The sequence below is a fragment of the [Clostridium] symbiosum ATCC 14940 genome, from assembly GCF_000466485.1.
Taxonomy (GTDB): Bacteria; Bacillota; Clostridia; order Lachnospirales; family Lachnospiraceae; genus Otoolea; species Otoolea symbiosa.
Genome location: NZ_KE992911.1, coordinates 1 through 18,963 on the forward strand (window position 1 = coordinate 1; position 18,963 = coordinate 18,963).

The 18,963-nt window shown below is 47.9% G+C and carries 17 protein-coding genes and 2 tRNA genes; 16 read left to right on the plus strand and 3 right to left on the minus strand.

The window, feature by feature from the left end:
• The first annotated feature begins 256 nt into the window (after window positions 1–256).
• The 16 genes from CLOSYM_RS10595 (at window position 257) to CLOSYM_RS10670 (ending at window position 15,568) form a co-directional block, all read left to right on the plus strand.
• Window positions 257–979, plus strand: a complete 723-nt coding sequence (locus tag CLOSYM_RS10595) for a C40 family peptidase (RefSeq protein WP_021642125.1) — start codon at window positions 257–259, stop codon at window positions 977–979.
• 146 nt (window positions 980–1,125) lie between these two features.
• On the plus strand, window positions 1,126–1,353 hold the full coding sequence (locus CLOSYM_RS10600; RefSeq protein ID WP_021642126.1) for a hypothetical protein: 228 nt from the start codon (window positions 1,126–1,128) through the stop codon (window positions 1,351–1,353).
• Between the two features lie 179 nt (window positions 1,354–1,532).
• Window positions 1,533–1,841 (plus strand): rhodanese-like domain-containing protein, encoded by a 309-nt coding sequence (locus CLOSYM_RS10605; RefSeq protein WP_003501650.1) that lies wholly within the window; start codon window positions 1,533–1,535, stop codon window positions 1,839–1,841.
• Between the two features lie 197 nt (window positions 1,842–2,038).
• Complete coding sequence (locus CLOSYM_RS10610) at window positions 2,039–3,205, plus strand: THUMP domain-containing class I SAM-dependent RNA methyltransferase (protein WP_044902355.1); 1,167 nt, start codon at window positions 2,039–2,041, stop codon at window positions 3,203–3,205.
• Window positions 3,195–4,919: a lectin like domain-containing protein gene (locus CLOSYM_RS10615; RefSeq protein WP_227072734.1), complete on the plus strand. Its 1,725-nt coding sequence runs from the start codon at window positions 3,195–3,197 to the stop codon at window positions 4,917–4,919. Before CLOSYM_RS10610 ends, CLOSYM_RS10615 begins: the two co-directional genes overlap by 11 nt.
• Window positions 4,909–5,532, plus strand: a complete 624-nt coding sequence (rdgB, locus tag CLOSYM_RS10620) for an RdgB/HAM1 family non-canonical purine NTP pyrophosphatase (RefSeq protein ID WP_021642128.1) — start codon at window positions 4,909–4,911, stop codon at window positions 5,530–5,532. Before CLOSYM_RS10615 ends, rdgB begins: the two co-directional genes overlap by 11 nt.
• Complete coding sequence (locus tag CLOSYM_RS10625) at window positions 5,510–6,004, plus strand: metallophosphoesterase family protein (protein ID WP_003508623.1); 495 nt, start codon at window positions 5,510–5,512, stop codon at window positions 6,002–6,004. Before rdgB ends, CLOSYM_RS10625 begins: the two co-directional genes overlap by 23 nt.
• A 162-nt stretch (window positions 6,005–6,166) precedes the next feature.
• A tRNA-Pro gene (locus CLOSYM_RS10630) sits at window positions 6,167–6,241 on the plus strand.
• Window positions 6,242–6,271: 30 nt separating this feature from the next.
• Window positions 6,272–6,342, plus strand: a tRNA-Gly gene (locus CLOSYM_RS10635).
• A gap of 397 nt (window positions 6,343–6,739) precedes the next feature.
• Window positions 6,740–7,879 carry a BMP family ABC transporter substrate-binding protein gene (locus CLOSYM_RS10640; RefSeq protein WP_021642131.1) on the plus strand — a complete coding sequence of 380 codons (1,140 nt, stop codon included), beginning with the start codon at window positions 6,740–6,742 and terminating at the stop codon, window positions 7,877–7,879.
• Between the two features lie 82 nt (window positions 7,880–7,961).
• Entirely contained in the window at window positions 7,962–9,506 is a 1,545-nt protein-coding gene (locus tag CLOSYM_RS10645) for an ABC transporter ATP-binding protein (protein WP_021642133.1), read from the plus strand.
• Window positions 9,503–10,603, plus strand: a complete 1,101-nt coding sequence (locus tag CLOSYM_RS10650) for an ABC transporter permease (RefSeq protein WP_021642134.1) — start codon at window positions 9,503–9,505, stop codon at window positions 10,601–10,603. The genes CLOSYM_RS10645 and CLOSYM_RS10650 overlap by 4 nt, the downstream gene beginning before the upstream one ends.
• 49 nt (window positions 10,604–10,652) lie before the next feature.
• Entirely contained in the window at window positions 10,653–11,579 is a 927-nt protein-coding gene (locus CLOSYM_RS10655) for an ABC transporter permease (protein ID WP_003501669.1), read from the plus strand.
• A gap of 20 nt (window positions 11,580–11,599) precedes the next feature.
• Window positions 11,600–12,598: a nucleoside hydrolase gene (locus tag CLOSYM_RS10660; RefSeq protein WP_003501671.1), complete on the plus strand. Its 999-nt coding sequence runs from the start codon at window positions 11,600–11,602 to the stop codon at window positions 12,596–12,598.
• A gap of 14 nt (window positions 12,599–12,612) precedes the next feature.
• Window positions 12,613–13,512 carry a ribokinase gene (locus CLOSYM_RS10665; protein ID WP_003501673.1) on the plus strand — a complete coding sequence of 300 codons (900 nt, stop codon included), beginning with the start codon at window positions 12,613–12,615 and terminating at the stop codon, window positions 13,510–13,512.
• A 154-nt stretch (window positions 13,513–13,666) separates the two neighbouring features.
• A complete protein-coding gene (locus CLOSYM_RS10670; protein WP_021642137.1) occupies window positions 13,667–15,568 on the plus strand; it encodes a PfkB family carbohydrate kinase in 1,902 nt (633 codons plus the stop codon).
• Window positions 15,569–15,705: 137 nt separating this feature from the next.
• Here the strand turns inward: CLOSYM_RS10670 and CLOSYM_RS10675 are convergent, their stop codons facing one another.
• From CLOSYM_RS10675 to CLOSYM_RS10685, 3 genes are read right to left on the minus strand one after another with little or no spacing between them, the layout of a single operon-like run.
• Complete coding sequence (locus tag CLOSYM_RS10675) at window positions 15,706–16,341, minus strand: cyclodeaminase/cyclohydrolase family protein (protein WP_003508645.1); 636 nt, start codon at window positions 16,339–16,341, stop codon at window positions 15,706–15,708.
• Between the two features lie 37 nt (window positions 16,342–16,378).
• A complete protein-coding gene (gene ftcD, locus CLOSYM_RS10680) occupies window positions 16,379–17,284 on the minus strand; it encodes a glutamate formimidoyltransferase (RefSeq protein WP_009295750.1) in 906 nt (301 codons plus the stop codon).
• 41 nt (window positions 17,285–17,325) lie between these two features.
• The gene (locus CLOSYM_RS10685) at window positions 17,326–18,699 is read right to left on the minus strand and encodes a sodium/glutamate symporter (protein WP_021642138.1); all 1,374 of its coding nucleotides are present in this window, start codon (window positions 18,697–18,699) and stop codon (window positions 17,326–17,328) included.
• Between the last annotated feature and the right edge of the window lie 264 nt (window positions 18,700–18,963).

The window sequence follows — 18,963 nt, forward strand, 5'->3', positions numbered from 1 at the left end:
CCGTACCGGCGGCGTCCTCACCTGCTTAACTAAAACTCCATATGCTTTAGCAGCTGCCCAAATGAACTGTTATGTAAATTATAAAATAAATATAAAACATCCAGAACAAACTTGACAAAGAAGAGAAAAGAAAATATAATAACAACGTAACATGATTTAATAATTATGTAATATTTGGAAAGAAAACCTTAATAAACAGAAAGGTTTTCGTGATAATTTAATTGAACACAGCAAATAACAGTCAAGGGGATTTTGGATGAATATAAATAAAAGCATTAAGTGCATTAAGTTTTTTGGAATGATGTGTATCTGTGGTATGTTCACCGCAGCAGGAACACAGACGGTTCTTGCCGGACCGGCTGACGGATTTGAAGCAGAGATGGTGGCCAAAGTGGAAGCAGCCGATATTTCCATCTACGCGGAAGAGAACGAAGGCTCAGAAGTAGTGGCTATGGCTCAGAAGGGCGGAATCTATGATGTGGTGGAAAGCGGTTCCGACGGTTGGGTCAGAGTTACGGCCGGAGATAAAGAAGGTTATCTTAAGACTGACGGAATTACACTGGAGGAAGCCGATGAGGCGGCGGAAGCGGCGCAGCAGGCTCAGGAGACACAGACTTCTAAAAGGCAGCAGGTTGTGGATTATGCACTTCAGTTCGTAGGCGGACGTTACAAATACGGCGGCAGCGATCCGCATACCGGAGTTGACTGCTCGGGCTTCACAAGATACGTAATGCAGAATGGAGCAGGCGTCAGCCTTAACCGGTCTTCCGGTTCCCAGGCAGCACAGGGAGTCAGCATCAGCGCGGCACAGATGCAGCCGGGAGATCTTATTTTCTACGGAAATGGAAAAAGGATTAACCATGTGGCTCTTTACATAGGAAACGGACAGATTGTACATGCGTCTACAGAACGTACCGGAATCAAGATTTCCAATTGGAATTACCGCGCACCTGTCAAAATTGTCAGTGTGCTTGGTTAAAGGATAATATATAAAAAGCGCAGCTGCGGCATAAACACCGCAGCTGTGTTTTTTTTGAAAAAAATTGTAAACGGACAGGGTGCATATTTTAATTAATCATCAGCCATACTATCGTTGTAACAAAAAATCGTTTGGAGGTAACAAATATGTCAAGCAAAAACAGTTACAATGATATGGACAACAACAGCAGCAAAAACAGTTCTCAGAACAGCAGCCAGAACAGCAGCCAGAACAACAGCCAGAACAGCTCAAGGAACAGCTCTCAGAACAACAGCCAGAACAGTTCTCAGAACAGCTCCAGAAACAGCAGCCAGAACAGTTCTAAGAACTACAGCCAGAACAATTCCAGCAACTGTGACAGAAACAATTTCTAATTGTAAAAACTGGCAGGCATAAAGCCAAAAGAGGGTATTCCTCTGCGGGGATAAAGTTTCCCGGGAGAGGAATACCCTTTTTGTTATTGTACCGTGTGAACAGCAATAAAAAACAGATGGGGAAGGCACAAGTCTGTCCTCAGGGAATATAATACAGTAAAAGGGACAGGAGGTACAATATGTACAAAACAATTCCGATTCAGTATCTTGATCAATGGCTGGAACAGGGATATAATGGCAGGATCATTGATTTGAGAAGTCCCTCCTCTTACTGTCAGGGCCACATAAGCGGTGCGGAAAACTATCCATTTGATGAACTTATGGATGATCCGGATCTGTTAGACGGCAGCTGCCCACTGCTGTTTTACTGTACAAGGGGAAGCGAGAGCATGCTGGTCTGCAATCTGTATTACAGGAAGGGATATCAGGTTGTCAACGTGGCCAATGGTCTCCGCTTTTACCGGGGAAAATACCTGACGGACGATTGACCGGGATTTAAACGGCGTTTAGACGGCAAATGACAGGGAAAAGGACATTGACAGGAGCAATTAGGTAAATTAGAATAGTAATATTAAGGGCAGCTTTCAAAAGGCGGCGTTTCCTGTAGAGGTGACGTATGAACGGACCGGACAGTTGCTTTTAAGAAACATTAAAAATACGGATGCAGAAAGAAAGAGGACACAGTTTGGAGCGATATGAACTGATAGCCCCCTGCCATTTTGGGCTGGAGGCTGTTTTAAAGAAAGAAATAACTGATTTGGGATATGAGATTACAGAGGTAGAGAACGGACGCGTCAGCTTTGAGGGTGATGCCGAGGCAATCTGCCGTGCCAATATATTCTTAAGAACAGCCGAGAGGGTTTTGTTAAAAATAGGAAGTTTCCAGGCTGTGACTTTCGATGAACTGTTCGAGCGTACCAGGGAAATCCCCTGGGAAAAGTATCTTCCGAGGGATGCCAAATGCTGGGTTAAGAAAGCATCCTCCATCAACAGTAAACTTTTCAGCCCTTCCGATATCCAAAGAATTATGAAAAAGGCCATTGCCCGGCGCATGCAGGCTGAATTTGATCTCGAGCGGATGCCTGAAACGGGCAGTGAATATCCGCTGCGTGTTTTTTTCTATAAAGATCAGGTTACGGTAGCTATCGATACCAGCGGCGATTCCCTTCATAAGAGAGGTTACAGACAGCAGGCGAGCAAGGCCCCGATTACAGAGACACTGGCTGCTGCGCTGATTATGCTGACACCTTGGAAGAAAGACAGAATCCTTGTGGATCCTTTTTGCGGGAGCGGCACATTTCCGATAGAAGCGGCGATGATAGCGGCAGGGATTGCTCCCGGGCTGAACCGATCTTTTCTGTCGGAGAACTGGAAAAACCTGATACCGAGAAAATGCTGGTATGACGCCATCGACGAAGCCTCGGAGATGGTGGACGATACGGGCACAGTGGATATTCAGGGATATGATATAGACGCAGAAGTGATAAAGGCCGCAAGAGAGAATGCGAAGAGGGCCGGAGTGGACCATATGATACATTTCCAGCAAAGGCCTTTGTCAGATTTGAGTCATCCGAAAAAATACGGATTTATCATCTCTAACCCTCCGTATGGGGAGCGTCTGGAAGACAAGAAGGCTCTTCCTGCCCTGTACAGGCAGATTGGAGAGCGGTACGAAGCGCTTGATTCCTGGTCCATGTACCTGATAACCGCTTATGAAGAGGCGGAGAAATATATTGGAAAAAAAGCGGACAAAAACAGGAAAATTTATAACGGAATGATAAAGACATACTATTATCAGTTTATGGGGCCGAGACCACCAAAAAGAAAAGCAGGGGAGACAGTTGAGGCGTAGACGTTTATATATAGTTTTGCTGGTTCTGCTGTTCGTCTGTATCGCGGCTAAGAACCAGTCTCTTTTCACCCGTGAGCAGGTGAAGAAAGGGAAGGAACCGGGAACCTTTAACGGCGGCTGGTATTCCCTCATATCGAAAGAAGTGAATGACAAGAGGATCAAACTGAAAATTGACGGACGGAAAGTTAAGGCGAAAAAGGCCTCCGTTATTATGACAGACGAGGGGGAATTCATGGTTCCGGTCAGCTTTTTACCGGATTATTTTTCATGTGCAGCCAGGATTTATGACAATTCCAGACTGGTTATGGAAAGGAATACCATCTATGCGGAGATGAAAGAAGGAGAGTCCCGGATGACGCTGAACGGTGCGCCGGTAACTCTGAAGACAGGACTTTTAAGAGAGGATAACATCCTGTATGTGCCTCTGGAGGCCGTCGAGAAGGCTCTTTCCTATACAGGCGAGTGGGATGTGGAGGAGAATACGCTAGAGCTTACTTTTGCAGGCAGCGAAGAGAGAAGCATTCCATACGCTTATGATTACCGGGATACGGGCCGTGCGCCAAGAGTTAAGAACCAGGGAAGCTTCGGCACCTGCTGGGCATTTGCTTCAGTCATGGCGTTGGAAAGCAGGCTGCTTCCGGAAGAAGATTTAAGCTTTTCCGAAGATCATATGTCCATCCGGAACAGTTTTCATATGAAACAGAATGACGGCGGCGAATATACGATGTCCATGGCCTATCTTCTTGCATGGCAGGGTCCGGTTTATGAAAAGGACGACGTATACGGCGATGAGTATTCCCCGCCCGGACTTAAGCCGGTCCGGCATGTTCAGGAGATTCAGATTATACCAAGCAAAGATTATGAGGCAATCAAGAGGGCGGTATATCTTTACGGAGGAGTACAAAGCTCCCTCTATACTTCCATGGTGACAGGCCAGAGTGACTCGCGCTATTATAATAAGGAACAGGGCGCTTACTGCTATATCGGAACAGCCAAACCCAATCACGACATAGTGATTATCGGATGGGATGATAATTACCCGAAAGAAAATTTCAATCTGGACCTGGAAGGTGACGGGGCGTTTATCTGCGCCAACAGCTGGGGAGGCGAATTCGGGGATGAGGGATATTTCTATGTATCCTACTATGATACGAACATTGGAATACATAATATCCTGTATTCCAGAGTTGATAATACCGATAACTATGATAAGATTTATCAGAGTGATTTGTGCGGCTGGGTAGGCCAGCTGGGCTATGGCAAGGAGAATGCTTATTTTGCCAATATCTATACGGCAGGTGAAGGAGAAGAACTGGCGGCAGCCGGTTTTTATGCTACAGGTCAGGATACGGAATATGAAGTATATACGGTAACGGATGTGGAAGGCAGCGCCCAATTCGGCAGGCGGATCCTGGCAGCCTCCGGAACACTGAAAAACGCCGGATTTTATACGATAGATTTTCGCAAACCGGTGGAACTTCCGGACGGTAAAAAATTTGCTGTTATTGTCAGCATCAACACGCCCGGCTCCGTTCATCCGGTGGCAATAGAATATAATTCACCCGATAAAAATCTTCGCGTTGATCTCAGTGACGGCGAAGGATATATCAGTTTTAAAGGCACCTCCTGGGAACGGGTGGAGGAGGAACAGAAATGCAATGTATGTCTCAAAGCATACACGAGAAAAACAGAGGATACGGAAAATGAAGGATAAAGTGATATTTGCAACAGGAAATACTGGAAAAATGAAGGAAGTACGCCTGATTCTGGCTGATTTGGGGAAGGAGATCCTTTCCATGGGTGAGGCCGGATTTAAAGGCGATATCGAGGAAAATGGAACGACATTTGCGGAAAATGCGGAGATTAAGGCGCGGGCTGTCTGGGAACAGACGGGAGGAACCGTTCTTGCGGATGACTCAGGTCTTGTCATAGATTATCTGAACGGAGAGCCGGGAGTGTATTCAGCCAGGTATCTGGAGAATGAACCCTACTCCGTAAAGAACCGGGTGCTGATCCGGAGGATGGAAGGCGCGGACGGAGCTAAAAGAAGCGCCCGTTTTGTATGCAATATTGCCGCTGTTCTCCCTGACGGAAAAGTCCTTCACACGCAGGCGGTCATGGAGGGGCTGATAGCCAGGGAACCTGCCGGAGACGGGGGATTCGGCTATGATCCGATCCTGTATCTGCCGGAGTACGGAAAAACTTCCGCTGAACTTACAATTGATGAAAAGAATAAAATCAGCCATCGCGGTAAAGCACTGGAAAGGATGAAAGAAGCGCTGAAAGCGGCTTTGGAGGGAAACGATGAAGATATTAATCGTAAGTGACACACATCGCAGGGACGGTAACCTGCAGACTGTAATTGAAAAGACGGCTCCTTTTGATATGCTGATCCATCTGGGAGATGCGGAAGGGAGCGAGGACAGGATCGAAACATGGTGCCGCGAGCAGAACGAGAACTGCCAGGTTCATATGATTCTGGGGAATAATGACTTTTTTTCCAATCTGGAGAGGGAAAAGGAGATTTCCATTGGAGATTATAGGGCTTTTTTGACTCACGGACACTTTTACAGCGTGTCGGTGGGGACGGAGCGTCTGGCGGATGAGGCGAGGGACCGTAAGGTACAGATTGCCATGTTCGGCCACACCCATAAGCCGTGTCTCGATATACGGAGCGACCTGACAATCCTGAATCCGGGCAGCCTGTCTTTCCCGCGTCAGGACGGAAGAAAGCCCAGCTATATGATTATGGAGCTGGACGGGGAGGGGAAAGCCCACTATACGGTTAATTATCTGTAAGCACATCAGAATGCAGCCGGACAGCAGAAAAAATTGTATTAATTTCATATAAAATAACTTTTTCAAAGACACAATTTATTGTATAAAACGGTTGACAACTGAATCCGCATAGTATATAATTATCCATGCATTGCAGAACAGAGAACCTCTGCCGTGCATATCCGGGGTGTGGCTCAGCTTGGCTAGAGCGCCTGGTTTGGGACCAGGAGGTCGCAGGTTCGAATCCTGTCACCCCGATTTGACAACTCAATATTGTAATTGCATTACGCGGGTGTAGTTCAATGGTAGAACACTAGCCTTCCAAGCTAGATACGTGGGTTCGATTCCCATCACCCGCTGTTTTTGTTACCCTGATATGTTCTGCGCTGCATTTTCTGCTGCATGATACGTACGGTTTTAGTCTTTTATATGAAAGCTAAGAAAGAAAAAATGAATTATGGATAATTATTTTATCCATTAAGAATAATAAAAACTGGCGGCCGGTTGTTCGGCCGCCGGTTTTTTTGTTGATGACGGTGACCTGTGCGCAGATCGTGCAGGTAATCGTTGAAGGCAGTGGAATTTTTAGAATTCCACTCTTTTTTTGCAATTAGCCCAGAACCTGTGCGGATTATTGGTGAAAGTTATGGAAAATAGACAAAGCCGTATATTGACAATGGCAAAAGTTTATGATAATATCTAAAAAGAAAACATTTTAAGTAAATGTTTTCCTATAAAAATTAGGAGGTTTTCTACATGAAAAAAGCACTTTCTCTTCTTTTGGCGCTTGCCCTTTCACTTTCCTGTACGGCGTGTTCAGGGGACAGCAAAACGCAGGGCGGCAAGGCAGACAATGGCAGTACAGCCGCAGCTTCGGCCGGCAAAAGCGGCGAAGCGGAAAATGGTACACCGCAGTACAGCGTCACATTCCTCTGTATGACCCTGGGCGATATGTCCTTTGCCGATTCCGGTAAGCGCGGCCTTGATATGCTGGAGGAAAAGTACGGATTTAAAACCAAGGCCGTGGAGGCCGGAACCGATTCATCGAAATATGAGTCTTATGTTATTGATGTTTGTGAGGGCGAGCCTGACTTTGTTCTTTCTACCAGTGAATTTCAGGAGGAAGTGGAGAGAGCGGCAATAGATTATCCCGACATCCGATTTATCATTTTCGATGTGAGCCGTGATGTGGAAGTGAAATCTGATAATATATTATACATAGCATATGCCCAGAATGAGGGTTCTTATCTGGTAGGCATGATTGCGGCAGCCATGAGCAAGAACGGAGTCATCGGTACGGTGGGCGGCGTTCAGAACCCGGTAATCTGTGACTTTATCACCGGATATGCGGAAGGCGCCAGAGCTTATAACCCTGATATAAAGGTTATTACCTCCTGGGTGGGGAATTGGACGGATTCAGCCAAGATGCTGGAGCTGTGTTCCCAGCAGAACAGTACTTATGGAGCGGATGTATTCTTCCCGGTGGCCGGCGGCGCCAGCCTGGGAGCCTTTGAGGCGGCTCTTAAAACTCCCGGAACGTGGAGCATCGGCGTGGATTCTGATCAGCATGCAATTTTTGAGGCAACCGGAAATGCTTATGCGGATGTAATTGTAACCTCCATGCTCAAGCAGGTGGACAAGAGCTTTGTCAGCGTATTTGAGGATTATCTCGGCGGAGAAGATTACTGGGGGACGGTAAGAGTCCTGGGCGTTAAAGCAGGCGGCGTTGACTATGTCAATGACGAAATGCTGAAAGAGAATGCCCCGGCCGAGTTGATAGCCCAGGTGGAAGAGGCAAAGCAGAAGATTATTGACGGAGAACTGACAGTAAAAGGATATAAAGATTTTGCCAACGAGGAAGAGTATAACGCATATATTAATACGTTTGCTCCGTAAGCGGCAGAGACTGGTTTATCATACATACGGGAAGAGCAGCCGGTCCCGGCTGTTCTTCCTCATGACTGGGGGTACGTAATATATGGAAATGCTCCGAATGGATCACATCACTAAAATTTATCCAAACGGATTTGTAGCCAACAAGGATGTAACCTTTGCGGTTAATGAGGGAGAAATTCACAGTCTGGTCGGTGAGAACGGAGCAGGGAAGACCACACTGATGAAAATACTGTTTGGAATGGAAGACAAGCAGGGCGGAGATATTTTTATCCGTGAACAGAAGGTTAAAATAACAAGTCCGCTTGATGCAATTTCCAAAGGGGTCGGCATGGTTCATCAGCATTTTATGTTGTTAAATTCACTGACCGTGGCAGAGAATGTTGTACTGGGTATAGAGCCGATGAAAAACGGCCTGTTTGACTTTGAGGAAGCAGTTGTCATGACACAGAAGATTGCCGATAAATATAATTTTGCTCTGGATGCCCGTACCAGGGTTAAGGATTTAAGCGTTGGGCAGATGCAGAAGGTGGAGATTTTAAAGGCGCTGATAAAAGGGGCCAGAGTACTAATCCTGGACGAGCCTACAGCCGTTCTGACGCCTCAGGAGACGGAGGAATTATTTGAACAGCTTTTGCTGCTGCGAGGGGATGGCCACGCTATCATTTTTATCTCACACAAGCTGGAAGAAGTAATGCGTCTTTGCAGCCGTGTTACGGTGCTGCGCCATGGATACAGCCAGGGGACCTATGATGTGAAGGATCTGACCGAAGCAAAAATTTCCCGGCTGATGGTTGGGAGGGATGTAGTCCTCAAAATGGAGAAGGAAGATCCGAAGAACGGTAAAGTGCTGGTGGATGTTAAAAATCTTGTCGTGGCAGATCAGGGAGGCCGGCGGCTGATTGATGATATGTCTTTTTCCATACGTGAGGGGGAGGTTGTGGGCATTGCCGGTGTGGAGGGCAACGGCCAGAGCGAGCTTTCTGAGGTTCTCAGCGGAATGAAGTCGTATTCTCAGGGGACTGTGGTAATCAACGGAATGAACATTCATGGCAAAAGTGTACGGGAAATCCGGGAAAACGGACTGGCACATATTTCAGAGGACAGGATGGTCTTCGGATGTGCGGGCACCCTCTCTATTAAGGAGAATATTATAGCCGACCGCTTCCGCAAAAAAGAGCTCAGAAACAGTATCTTCCTGAATGAGAAGAAGATTAATCAAGAGGTTGACGGATATATCCGTGAATTCGAGATCGCTTGTGATGATCGGGATCAGCCGGTTCGGATGCTCTCGGGGGGGAATATTCAAAAGGTGGTGGTAGCCAGGGAATTTACCTCCGGCGCCAACGTGATTCTGGCCAATCAGCCCACGCGCGGAATTGATGTGGGAACGGCGGAAATGATTCGGAAAACACTGCTGCGCAAAGTCAGGGAGGAAAACGTGGGAGCGCTTCTTGTATCTGCGGATTTGAATGAGGTGCTGGAGGTCAGCGACCGGCTCTTTGTAATGCGGAAGGGCAAAATAGTAGCGGCCTTTCCCAGAGCCAACCAGGTCAGTGAAGAAGAGCTGGGAGAGTATATGCTGGGACTGAAGGTTATGACGAATGAAGAAATGGCGGGCGTGATATGAAAACTGCGAGAAAAATAGAATCATTTTTTGGAGTATTCCGCGTTATCATTGCGGTTTTGATAGCATATATGATTTCGCTGATCGCACTGACTGTGATCAGTGATGAGCCGGTAATGGCGATCCGGCAGTTTATCGTCGGGCCGTTTTCTACAATCCGGCGGTTCGGGGATATGGTGGCGCTGGCTACACTGTTCACATTTACAGGGCTTTGCATGTGTTTTATGTATGCCGTGAATAAGTTCAATCTGTCGGCAGAGGGGATCGTTATCATTTCCGGCTGTATGACCACTTATCTGGGCATACAGCTCCAGGGAATTCCCAAGGGAATCCTGCTTCCCGTTCTGCTGCTGACCTCCATCCTGATTGGGATGGCGGCAGCTGCTATCCCGGCTGTTTTAAATGCCAGGTTCGACGCCCATGTGGTCGTGGTATCGCTGATGCTGAATTACATATTATTCTACCTGTCTCAATTCATTTTGAAGTATGGTATGAAAGACGTCTCCATGCCGAGCCTCGCTTCTCTCAAATATCCGGAAGAGCTGAAACTGGCCGTTCTTGTCCCGAAAACGGAGATTCATGCCGGCCTGATTATTGCGGCAGTCTGCGTGGTTCTGGTTGTGATTGCCATCTATAAAACACCTTTTGGCTATGCAATGCGCACTGTGGGCAGCAACCCGAATTTTGCAAAGTACGCCGGAATCAGCGTGACGGACACGGTCGTGGCGGCGCAGATCATCGGAGGCGCCTTCGCAGGACTGGGCGGGGCCGTGGAAATATTAGGGCGTTATGAACGCTTCCGCTGGCTGGAAATGCCGAACTACGGATTTGACGGCCTGATCGTGGCTGTTATGGCCCACCGCAATCCGGCGTTAGTTCCAGTTGGCGCGCTGCTGCTGGCATACATCCGGACCGGGGCTGATATCGTAACACGCACCACGGACATTCCGGCGGAATTTGTCTCAATTGTGCAGGGAATTATAATTCTTTTGATTGCAGCCGAGATGTTCCTGTCCGGTTTAAAACGCCGTATGATATTTAAATCGGCCAGGGAATCCCTGGAAAATACGGAAAAACAGCAGGAGGCGGTAAAGGCATGATAATGGCAGGAAAGGAGAATACCGTATTTGTACGGTTTGGTGACAGGTTATGGATGTAGAGTTAATTATAACGTTTTGCTTTTCATTGCTGCGTCTGGCAACTCCCATTGTCTATGCGGCCCTGGCGGCGTCCGTCTGCTATAAGGCCAGTGTGGACAATATGGCTATTGAGAGTATGATGCTGTGGGCAGCCCTGGCGGGAGTTATTGTCAGCGGCGCTTCAAAGAGCGCCGTGGTGGGCTTTGGGGCTGCAATCCTGGCGGGGATTCTGGTTGGATTGATTATCAGCTATGCCTCTTTTACCGGTAAGGCGGATTTGTATCTGACCAACATTGCGATGAACCTGGCGGCTGCGGGAGGCACCGTATTTGTGTTGTTTCTTGCCAGCGGGGACAAGTCCAACTCAGCCGGAAGTATCCAGAGTATGGTGCTGCCGGTGGTGAACCTTCCGTTCATCAAAGACATTCCTGTCCTGGGACGGATTGTATCAGGACATAACATTTTAACATACGGCGCTTTTGCAGCTGCATTTTTAGTGAATTTCTTTATATATAAAACGAGGCTCGGACTCCGTCTTCGTTCTGTCGGGGAGAATCCTCAGGCCGCGGAGTCGGTGGGGATCTCCGCTACGAAAATACGATATATTGCTTTTATGATTTCCGGCGCTCTGGCCGGTGTCGGAGGGGCATATATGTCTATGGGCTATATGTCTGCTTTTGTCCGGAACATGGTGGCCGGGCGTGGTTTTATCGGTTTGTCTGCCAGCAATATGGTGGCCGGATCGCCTCTGGGAGTGTTGGTTTCTTCGTTCATTTTCGGCAGTGCCGACGTATTTGCCAACATTCTTCAGATGACATCGGCCCCGGCAGATTTAGTTCTTATGCTGCCATATGCGATTACAATCCTGGGCCTGGTGGTTATATCGATCGTGCGCAGGCGTCGTGAGAAAAAAATACAAAAAGCGGCGATCCGCTGAATATTAGGAGAGATAGATTAATGAAGAAGCATTCTGTAATTATTGACTGTGACACCGGAACTGATGACGCTGTTGCAATTATTGCCGCACTCGGCAGTGAAGAACTGGATATCAGGGCGATTACCACTGTCTGCGGTAATGTGGATCTGGCGTACACCGCGGCAAATACTTTGAATCTGGTGCGCATGCTGGGGTTTGATACTCCGGTTGCCAGGGGGGCTGAGAGGCCGCTGCTGCGGGACATTACTCAGCTTAGAGCGTCGGACAAGGAGGCTCCGGGAGGTTTTGGAACCCACGGTCAGACCGGCATGGGGAATGTGCGGCTGATGGAAAGCAGCGATTCTTTTTATGAAAAGAATGCGGTAGAAACCATTTATGAGCAGGCAGTACAATGCAAAGGGGAACTGGAGATTATCGCTCTCGGGCCTCAGACGAACCTGGCCCTGGCGCTCAATGTCTATCCGGAGCTGAAGCGGATGATTAAATGCATTTATTTTATGGGCGGAGCCGTGGAAGGCGGAAATTCCAGCGCGGTGGCCGAATTTAATATATTTTTTGATCCGGAGGCGGCCAAAATTGTCTTTGGCTCCGGTATCCCCCTGGTTATGGTGGGACTGGATGTGACACTCCGGGCAGTTCTTTCTGATTCCGACTGTAATGGGATACGCGGGATCGGCACAACGGCTTCCGATATAGCGGCAGACCTGCTGGACTTTATGCGTATGCGCCGGGATGTATATAAAGGTGAGGACGTGGTCATGCATGATGCTTTGGCAGTGATGGCCATTTGCAGGCCGGAGTATCTTCGGACACATGATTACTATGTGGATGTGGAGTGTGCAGGGACATACACATACGGACACACTTATGTGCAGAAATCCACCCGCTTCAGTAATAATATGCCGAATTGCCGTGTGGCGCTGGATGTGGACTCCGGAGCGTTTGCAGCCTGGATGAAAAACTGTATCAGGCAGTGTGCGGCATCCGGAACCATGGATAAGAAGGTTCTGGAAGCGTAGAAGGGAGAGTTGATTTGCGTATTTTAAATTACGGTTCGCTGAATCTGGACTATACCTACCATGTGCAGCACATTGTAGCTCCCGGTGAAACTGTAGCTTCGTCCGGTCTGGAGGTTTTCTGCGGGGGGAAGGGGCTGAACCAGTCCATTGCGCTTGCAAAGGCCGGAGCCAGTGTGTTCCATGGAGGGATGACAGGGGAAGACGGCGATCCTTTGCTGGAGGCTTGCCGCCGAAGCGGTGTGGACTCCCGTTTTATCCGGAGGATAGAGGGCCGCAGCGGAAGTGCGGTTATACAGGTGGAGCGGGGAGGGCAGAACAGTATTGTTTTGTACGGCGGAGCGAATCAGGCCAACAAACCGGAATTTGTGGATGAGGCTCTGGCCTTTTTTGAAGAAGGAGAGTGGCTCCTGCTGCAAAATGAGGTAAATGGGCTGGATTATATGATAGAAAAGGCTCATAGCAACGGATTGAAGATTGCCCTGAATCCGTCACCTTTTCAGGAAGACATTCTGAAATGCGGTATAGAAAAGGTGTCCCTTCTCTTTTTGAATGAAGTGGAAGGAGAACAGCTTACAAAAAAGACGGAACCGGAACAGATGATAAAGATTTTGAACAGGGAATACCCTGAAACGGCGGTTGTACTCACTCTGGGAGGAGCCGGGGCGGTTTATGCGGCCGGAGGTGAGGTTTTCCTCTGTCCGGCAAGGAAAGTAGAGGCCCTGGATACAACCGGCGCAGGGGATACGTTTACCGGCTATTTTCTTGCGGCCTTGACGGATGGGAAAACTCCACGCCGGTGCCTGGAAGAGGCGGCGGCCGCGGCGGCAATCGCTGTATCACGTTTGGGGGCTTCGGCTTCCATTCCTGAGAGAAGTGAAGTGGAAAAGCTGTTGAACGATAGTCCGGTCCGGTGAAAAGCGGATTTTTACAACGGCCGGTATATTTTATTGCTTCATATCATTTACAGGCAGCGCAAGATAGAACTTCTTGCGCTGCTTGCATATTTTACCGTCTTTTTGTATACTAACAGATAAGAAAACTTGTGAAGAAAATGAGGTGAGTATCTCCATGACGATCAAGGAGTTGGCTAAGCTGGCAGATGTGTCCATCGCCACTGTATCTAAGATTATGAACAATAAGGATGAGAATATCAGTCCTGTTACCAGAGAAAAGGTGCTTCGTATAGCACAGCAGCATAATTATTCACCCTATGCCAAAGCGATCAGCAAAGCATTTCCTAAAACCCAGCTTGTCGGTGTGGTAGTTCCTGATATTTCAGATCGTCTGTATGCTTCTGTTGTGCAGTATTTAGACGGATATGCGATGGAACAGGGGTATTCCCTGGTAGTTACCAGTACGTTCGGTGACGTAAACAGGGAGGCGCTGAGTATTGACTCTCTCCTGGGAAAGCGTGTGGAATATATCCTTTTTCTGTATGGCAGAATAGAAGCGGCCAGTCAGGACAAGCTGCGGGAGCATAATACTCCGTTTTACTGCGTGCCGTTCGGGCCGGACGAACAGGATGAGGACAAACCTGTTTTAGATTTTCAGTCGGCCGCGGAGGAGGCGGTTTCCTTTTTGTCCGGTCTTGGTTTTGAAAAAATGGCAGCTGTGCTGCGTGAAAAGGACGGTCCGCTCTGCCGCATATTACACAGAAGTATGGAGCGAAATAAGATTGTTTTTGACGAAAGCCTGATATTTGAATTCGGGGAACAGGAACCATCAGAAGTCCTGGAAATTCTGGCCAAGACTGGCGTTAAGGCGGTCGTGGTGCAGGATACGGAGATTGCAAGACTGATTTATAGCTGCGTTTATGCGCGTCATATGAACATCCCCGGCGATTTATCCGTGATATCCTTTGATTTTGGAGGGGAGGGACATACATTCCTGCCGGAGTTGTGCACACTCGTCCTCCCGCATAAGGAGCTTGCAAAGATACTTTGGGATACTGTTTTTCATATGGTTTCTACGCGGCGGGAACAGGGAATAGAGCCTGTCGGTCTGATGTTTAAGGAGGGAAAGAGTACTGCCAGAAGTACGGACCGGCACAAAGTGAAAATCTGTGTGATCGGCGGTGTGAACCTGGATGTGACATTTCTTGTGGATGAAATATTAGGAAGCACTGAGACTATGACGATTCATGAGCGAAGCATTCTTCCGGGAGGAAAGGCGGGAAATCAGGCCATCGGCGTGGCCCGCCTCGATGGCGCGGCAAGCATCATCAGCATTCTGAGCAATGATATGGATGGAAAAAACCTTTATAACAACCTTGCCGCCAATAATGTGGATGTGAGCGGAATCGGTTTCGATAATGCCGCATCAACCGGAATTGCCTATATTTTTGTGACCAAGAGCGCAGAATATCTGATTGGATATTATCAGGGGACAAGCGACAGCATCAGCAGGAAACATGTGGAAGAATGCATGGATATCCTGCTTTCTTCCGAATACTGCCTCCTGCAGAACAGTATTCCTGACGAGACACTGCTGTTTATCACCAGACTGTGCAGAAAGCATGGAATCAGGATAATCCTCAAGCCCTCCGGGTATAAAATGCTGCCTCCGGAGGTTCTTGAAGAGCTGTATATGCTGGTGCCCAACAAGACGGAACTGAACCAGATTATGCCGGGAGAAGGAAGCGTCGGTGAGAAAGCGGCAGCCCTCATTGCAGGCGGCGCCCGGTACGTGGTGGTGACACTGGGGGAAGAGGGGTGCTATTTTACCGATGGGAAGGCCGGGAAGGAATATCCGGCCATTGATGTGGAGCCAATCGATACAACCGGGGCCAGCGATGCATTTATCAGTGCGCTGGCAGTTCTGCTTGCGGAAGGAGAGTCTATCGATACGGCAATCGAGTATGCAACAATTGCCGCCGGTATCAGTACAACCCGTCTGGGTGCCCAGTCGTCTCTGCCGGACCGCTATACACTGGAAATGTACCGCAAGAAACTGATTGGACGTATTTCATAATTTATAATCCAATGCGGGTGCGGGTCAAGACGTTATACAAAAATCACCTTTCCGCTTATTATAGAGGTGTCCAAGCCGCTATCAGTGAAAGGAAAGGTGATTTATATGGCGAAGAAAGCCATTGTTTTTTAAATTATTTATTTAGTGTGAGTTAATTCCGGCAGCAGACTTAAAATTTCCGCCTCCTGTCTGATGGCTGTTTCTTCCAGGTCTTTCGCCCGGTTCAGCATCTCTCTCCGGTACGGTTCGTCAGTGATGGTCTTTACGTTAATTCTGATATTATAGACGGCTCCCAGAATTGCAGCACGCAGCAATAAGGCTCCGACCAGGGCATCAGGGCCGGCATTCCGATTTCCCTTCTCAATAGCCTCGCGGCATAGAGCCAGCGCTTTGACGGACTTTTCAGCCACCTCGAGCGGAGTTTGAACAGCAGCTTTTAAACCGTTCTGCATGGCGGCATTACGTACGGCGCTTTCCTCCTGTGTCACTTTGGGAAGGGCCAGCGCGGTTTTATATTTGCGGAAGGAATCAATATCATTCTGAATATCATCCAGCAGTGACTCACGTAATACTGCGCATTGCCGGTCCACTTCCTGAAAGCGGTGCTTTACATTCGTATATTTATTATTCGAAATGGTTTTTCTGGAAACCATTGATACAAGAGCGGCTCCATAAGCGCCGGAGAGAGCGGCTGCGCTGCCGCCTCCTGCAACGGGGAGCTCCGCACCGATTCCCCGGGCAAATTCTCCGACGGTCATATCTTTAAAATCCATATGTATTCCTTCTTTCTGTATTGGTCAAGGCAAACGGTTACAGCAGATAGGTCTCAAAAATCTGATCTGCAGAAAAGGGGCCTTCAAACAGGGATTCCAAATTGAGATATTCTCTGGCTATTTCAATCAGCATATCCAGAGACAGCATACCGATCTGACAACTGACGATAGGGATTCCGTGCTTTAATGCCAGCGCCCTGATACATTCAATGACAGTGCAGACAGAGGTTTTTTTATAATTTGTCAAATCCATTGAAACCTGGACCAAATTCCTTCCCTTCATTTCAACACCGATAGCTTTAACATAACGGAACCCTCCGCTGCTGAATCGCACACGTTTTGCAATCTCCTTTGCAATGGACAAATCGGTTGTTCCCAGATTAACATTCAGAGCAATCATAAAATCCCTGGCTCCGATGGCTGTAACTCCACCCGTCGGGTGAATTGTGTCCGGGCCGTAATCGGGTTTCCATTCAGGACTTTTCAGTTTTTCGGCCATGCCTTCGAATTCGCCCTTGCGTATTTCAGCCAGATTCGTTCTGGCAGGAGTGTTTGCGGACTTTTCGTATAGAAAGAATGGAAGATGATACTTATCGGCAGCTTCCGAGGCTATCTTGTGGGCCAGTTCGCTGCAATCCTCTATCGTACAATTACGCAGAGGGGTCAGGGGGATGACATCAACTGCCCCCATGCGCGGATGCTGGCCGTGATGTTTGGTCATATCGATCAATTCAAGGGCAGTGCCAATCGCCTCAAGCATGGCCTCATAAATCGCTTCGGGCTCACCGATCACATTAGCGCCAAACCGGTTATGATCCGGATCTCCCTGCCAGCGCAGAATCTGCACATGTTCTCTGTTGCGGAAGCAATCGAGAATCTTTTGAATTTTTTCCTGATCGCGGCCCTCACTAAAATTCGGCGCTGTTAAGATAATACGTTTCATAATTGTCTCCTTTATTCGGTTACATATTTTTATGTTATGGTTCAGACATTCATTTTATCGGGCTTATGCCAAAAACCGAGAACAAATTGCAATACGAATGCGATTAACATGGCGGCAGCGTAGACTAAGCCTACCTTTAAAGCTCCGTATTGCACAACCCATACAGGTGTCATGGCTGTCAGGATTCCACCGCCTGTCGCCCAGGCCAGCAGAGGAGAACGGGCTGCAAATACTTCCGCAGCGCCGGATTCCATTTTAGGATCGCAGGTTTTTAGCAAGAGAAGTCCGGTGGCGGTTACTCCGGCAAAGGCACCAAACAGCATTATTGAGTGTTCAAACCAGTTCTCACCAAATACGTGGCTTGAAACCCAGGTGCAGCACCAAACAAGCACGACGGCCGCCAGAAGCTGCTCGATTATTAATGGAGTTGCATATTCGACGATAACAGAAACATTAACGGAAGCCACGGCTCCGGCTACAAGAAATTCCAGTGAAATCCCCTGTATGTGGCTCATTGTGGGCTTATCCACAATATCAGCCCATTTTGTGCGGTTTAGCAGAAGCTGAACCAGTAAGCCGGCAAGCATGGCTGCGGTAAACCAGGCCATTGTGAAATGCAACCAGAGCTTTAGGGCTTTGCTAATCAGCCAGCCGAGTAATACGGCGACCGACAGCAGTGCCATATGGAACGCCATATTATCAATGACAGATGGATGGATTACCCGGTTCGTATCAGGTTCACGATCTGAGCGGTCGGTATATATTTCAGTATTCTTATTTTCCAGTCCGGCGGAGGTATTCAGAAAAGAGGTCCATCCCTTGCGTGCGCCGATATTGATTAATACGATGCCCCCCAAAACACCGAATACCAGACCGATAGTAGCGGAAGTGACAGACAGGCTTGCACCGTCCATCCATTTTAACTCTTCAAATACGGCGGCCATTCCGCCGGCTGTTCCATGGCCGCCGGACCACCCCTGCTCGACAATTGTTCCGAACAGCGGAGATACTCCGAATACCGGAGTAAGTAGCAGTGCGGTAAGAAGCAATGGAACGGCATACTGTGTAAAAAATGTAAAATAGGAAAAAACCAGGGATTCACTTGCTCTTTTGATAAGCTTTTCACCGCTTTTCTGCCTTTTTCCCATCAGCATCGGGGCATAAATCAAAACAATGAGGCGGCTCGACATTCCCGACCAGACACTCATGATTTCCTTCGGAATTATGCCCAGAAAATAAGGCCCAAGGATTAAGCCGATGACACCTGCAATCAGGGATGCCGGTATGTAGTATTTTTTTAAGAGCGGAATTTTAAGTCTGAGCCAGGATGCGGCTAACAGTAGAATGCCAAGCAATGCCATATAAACAAATAGGGCGTCTAACGAGGAACCGGTGATTTCATTTAATGGGATCATGTTTGTACCTCCTCATAATTTAATGCTGCAGCATATTTATCATACATCATATGAAAATAAAAATCAACATTATGAAAATATAATTTCATATTTGTGGATTATGTTGAATTCTTTTGCGGAAATTTGCATGATAGTTACAAATTCCGCAGCATTATTCACAAGGTGGTGTTTAAAGACGGACTGTAAAAGTCAAGAGGATTAGCCAGACGGTTGATTTTTGCGCTGGGCTTTGCTATATTTGAACTATCTGTTATAGTAAACCGC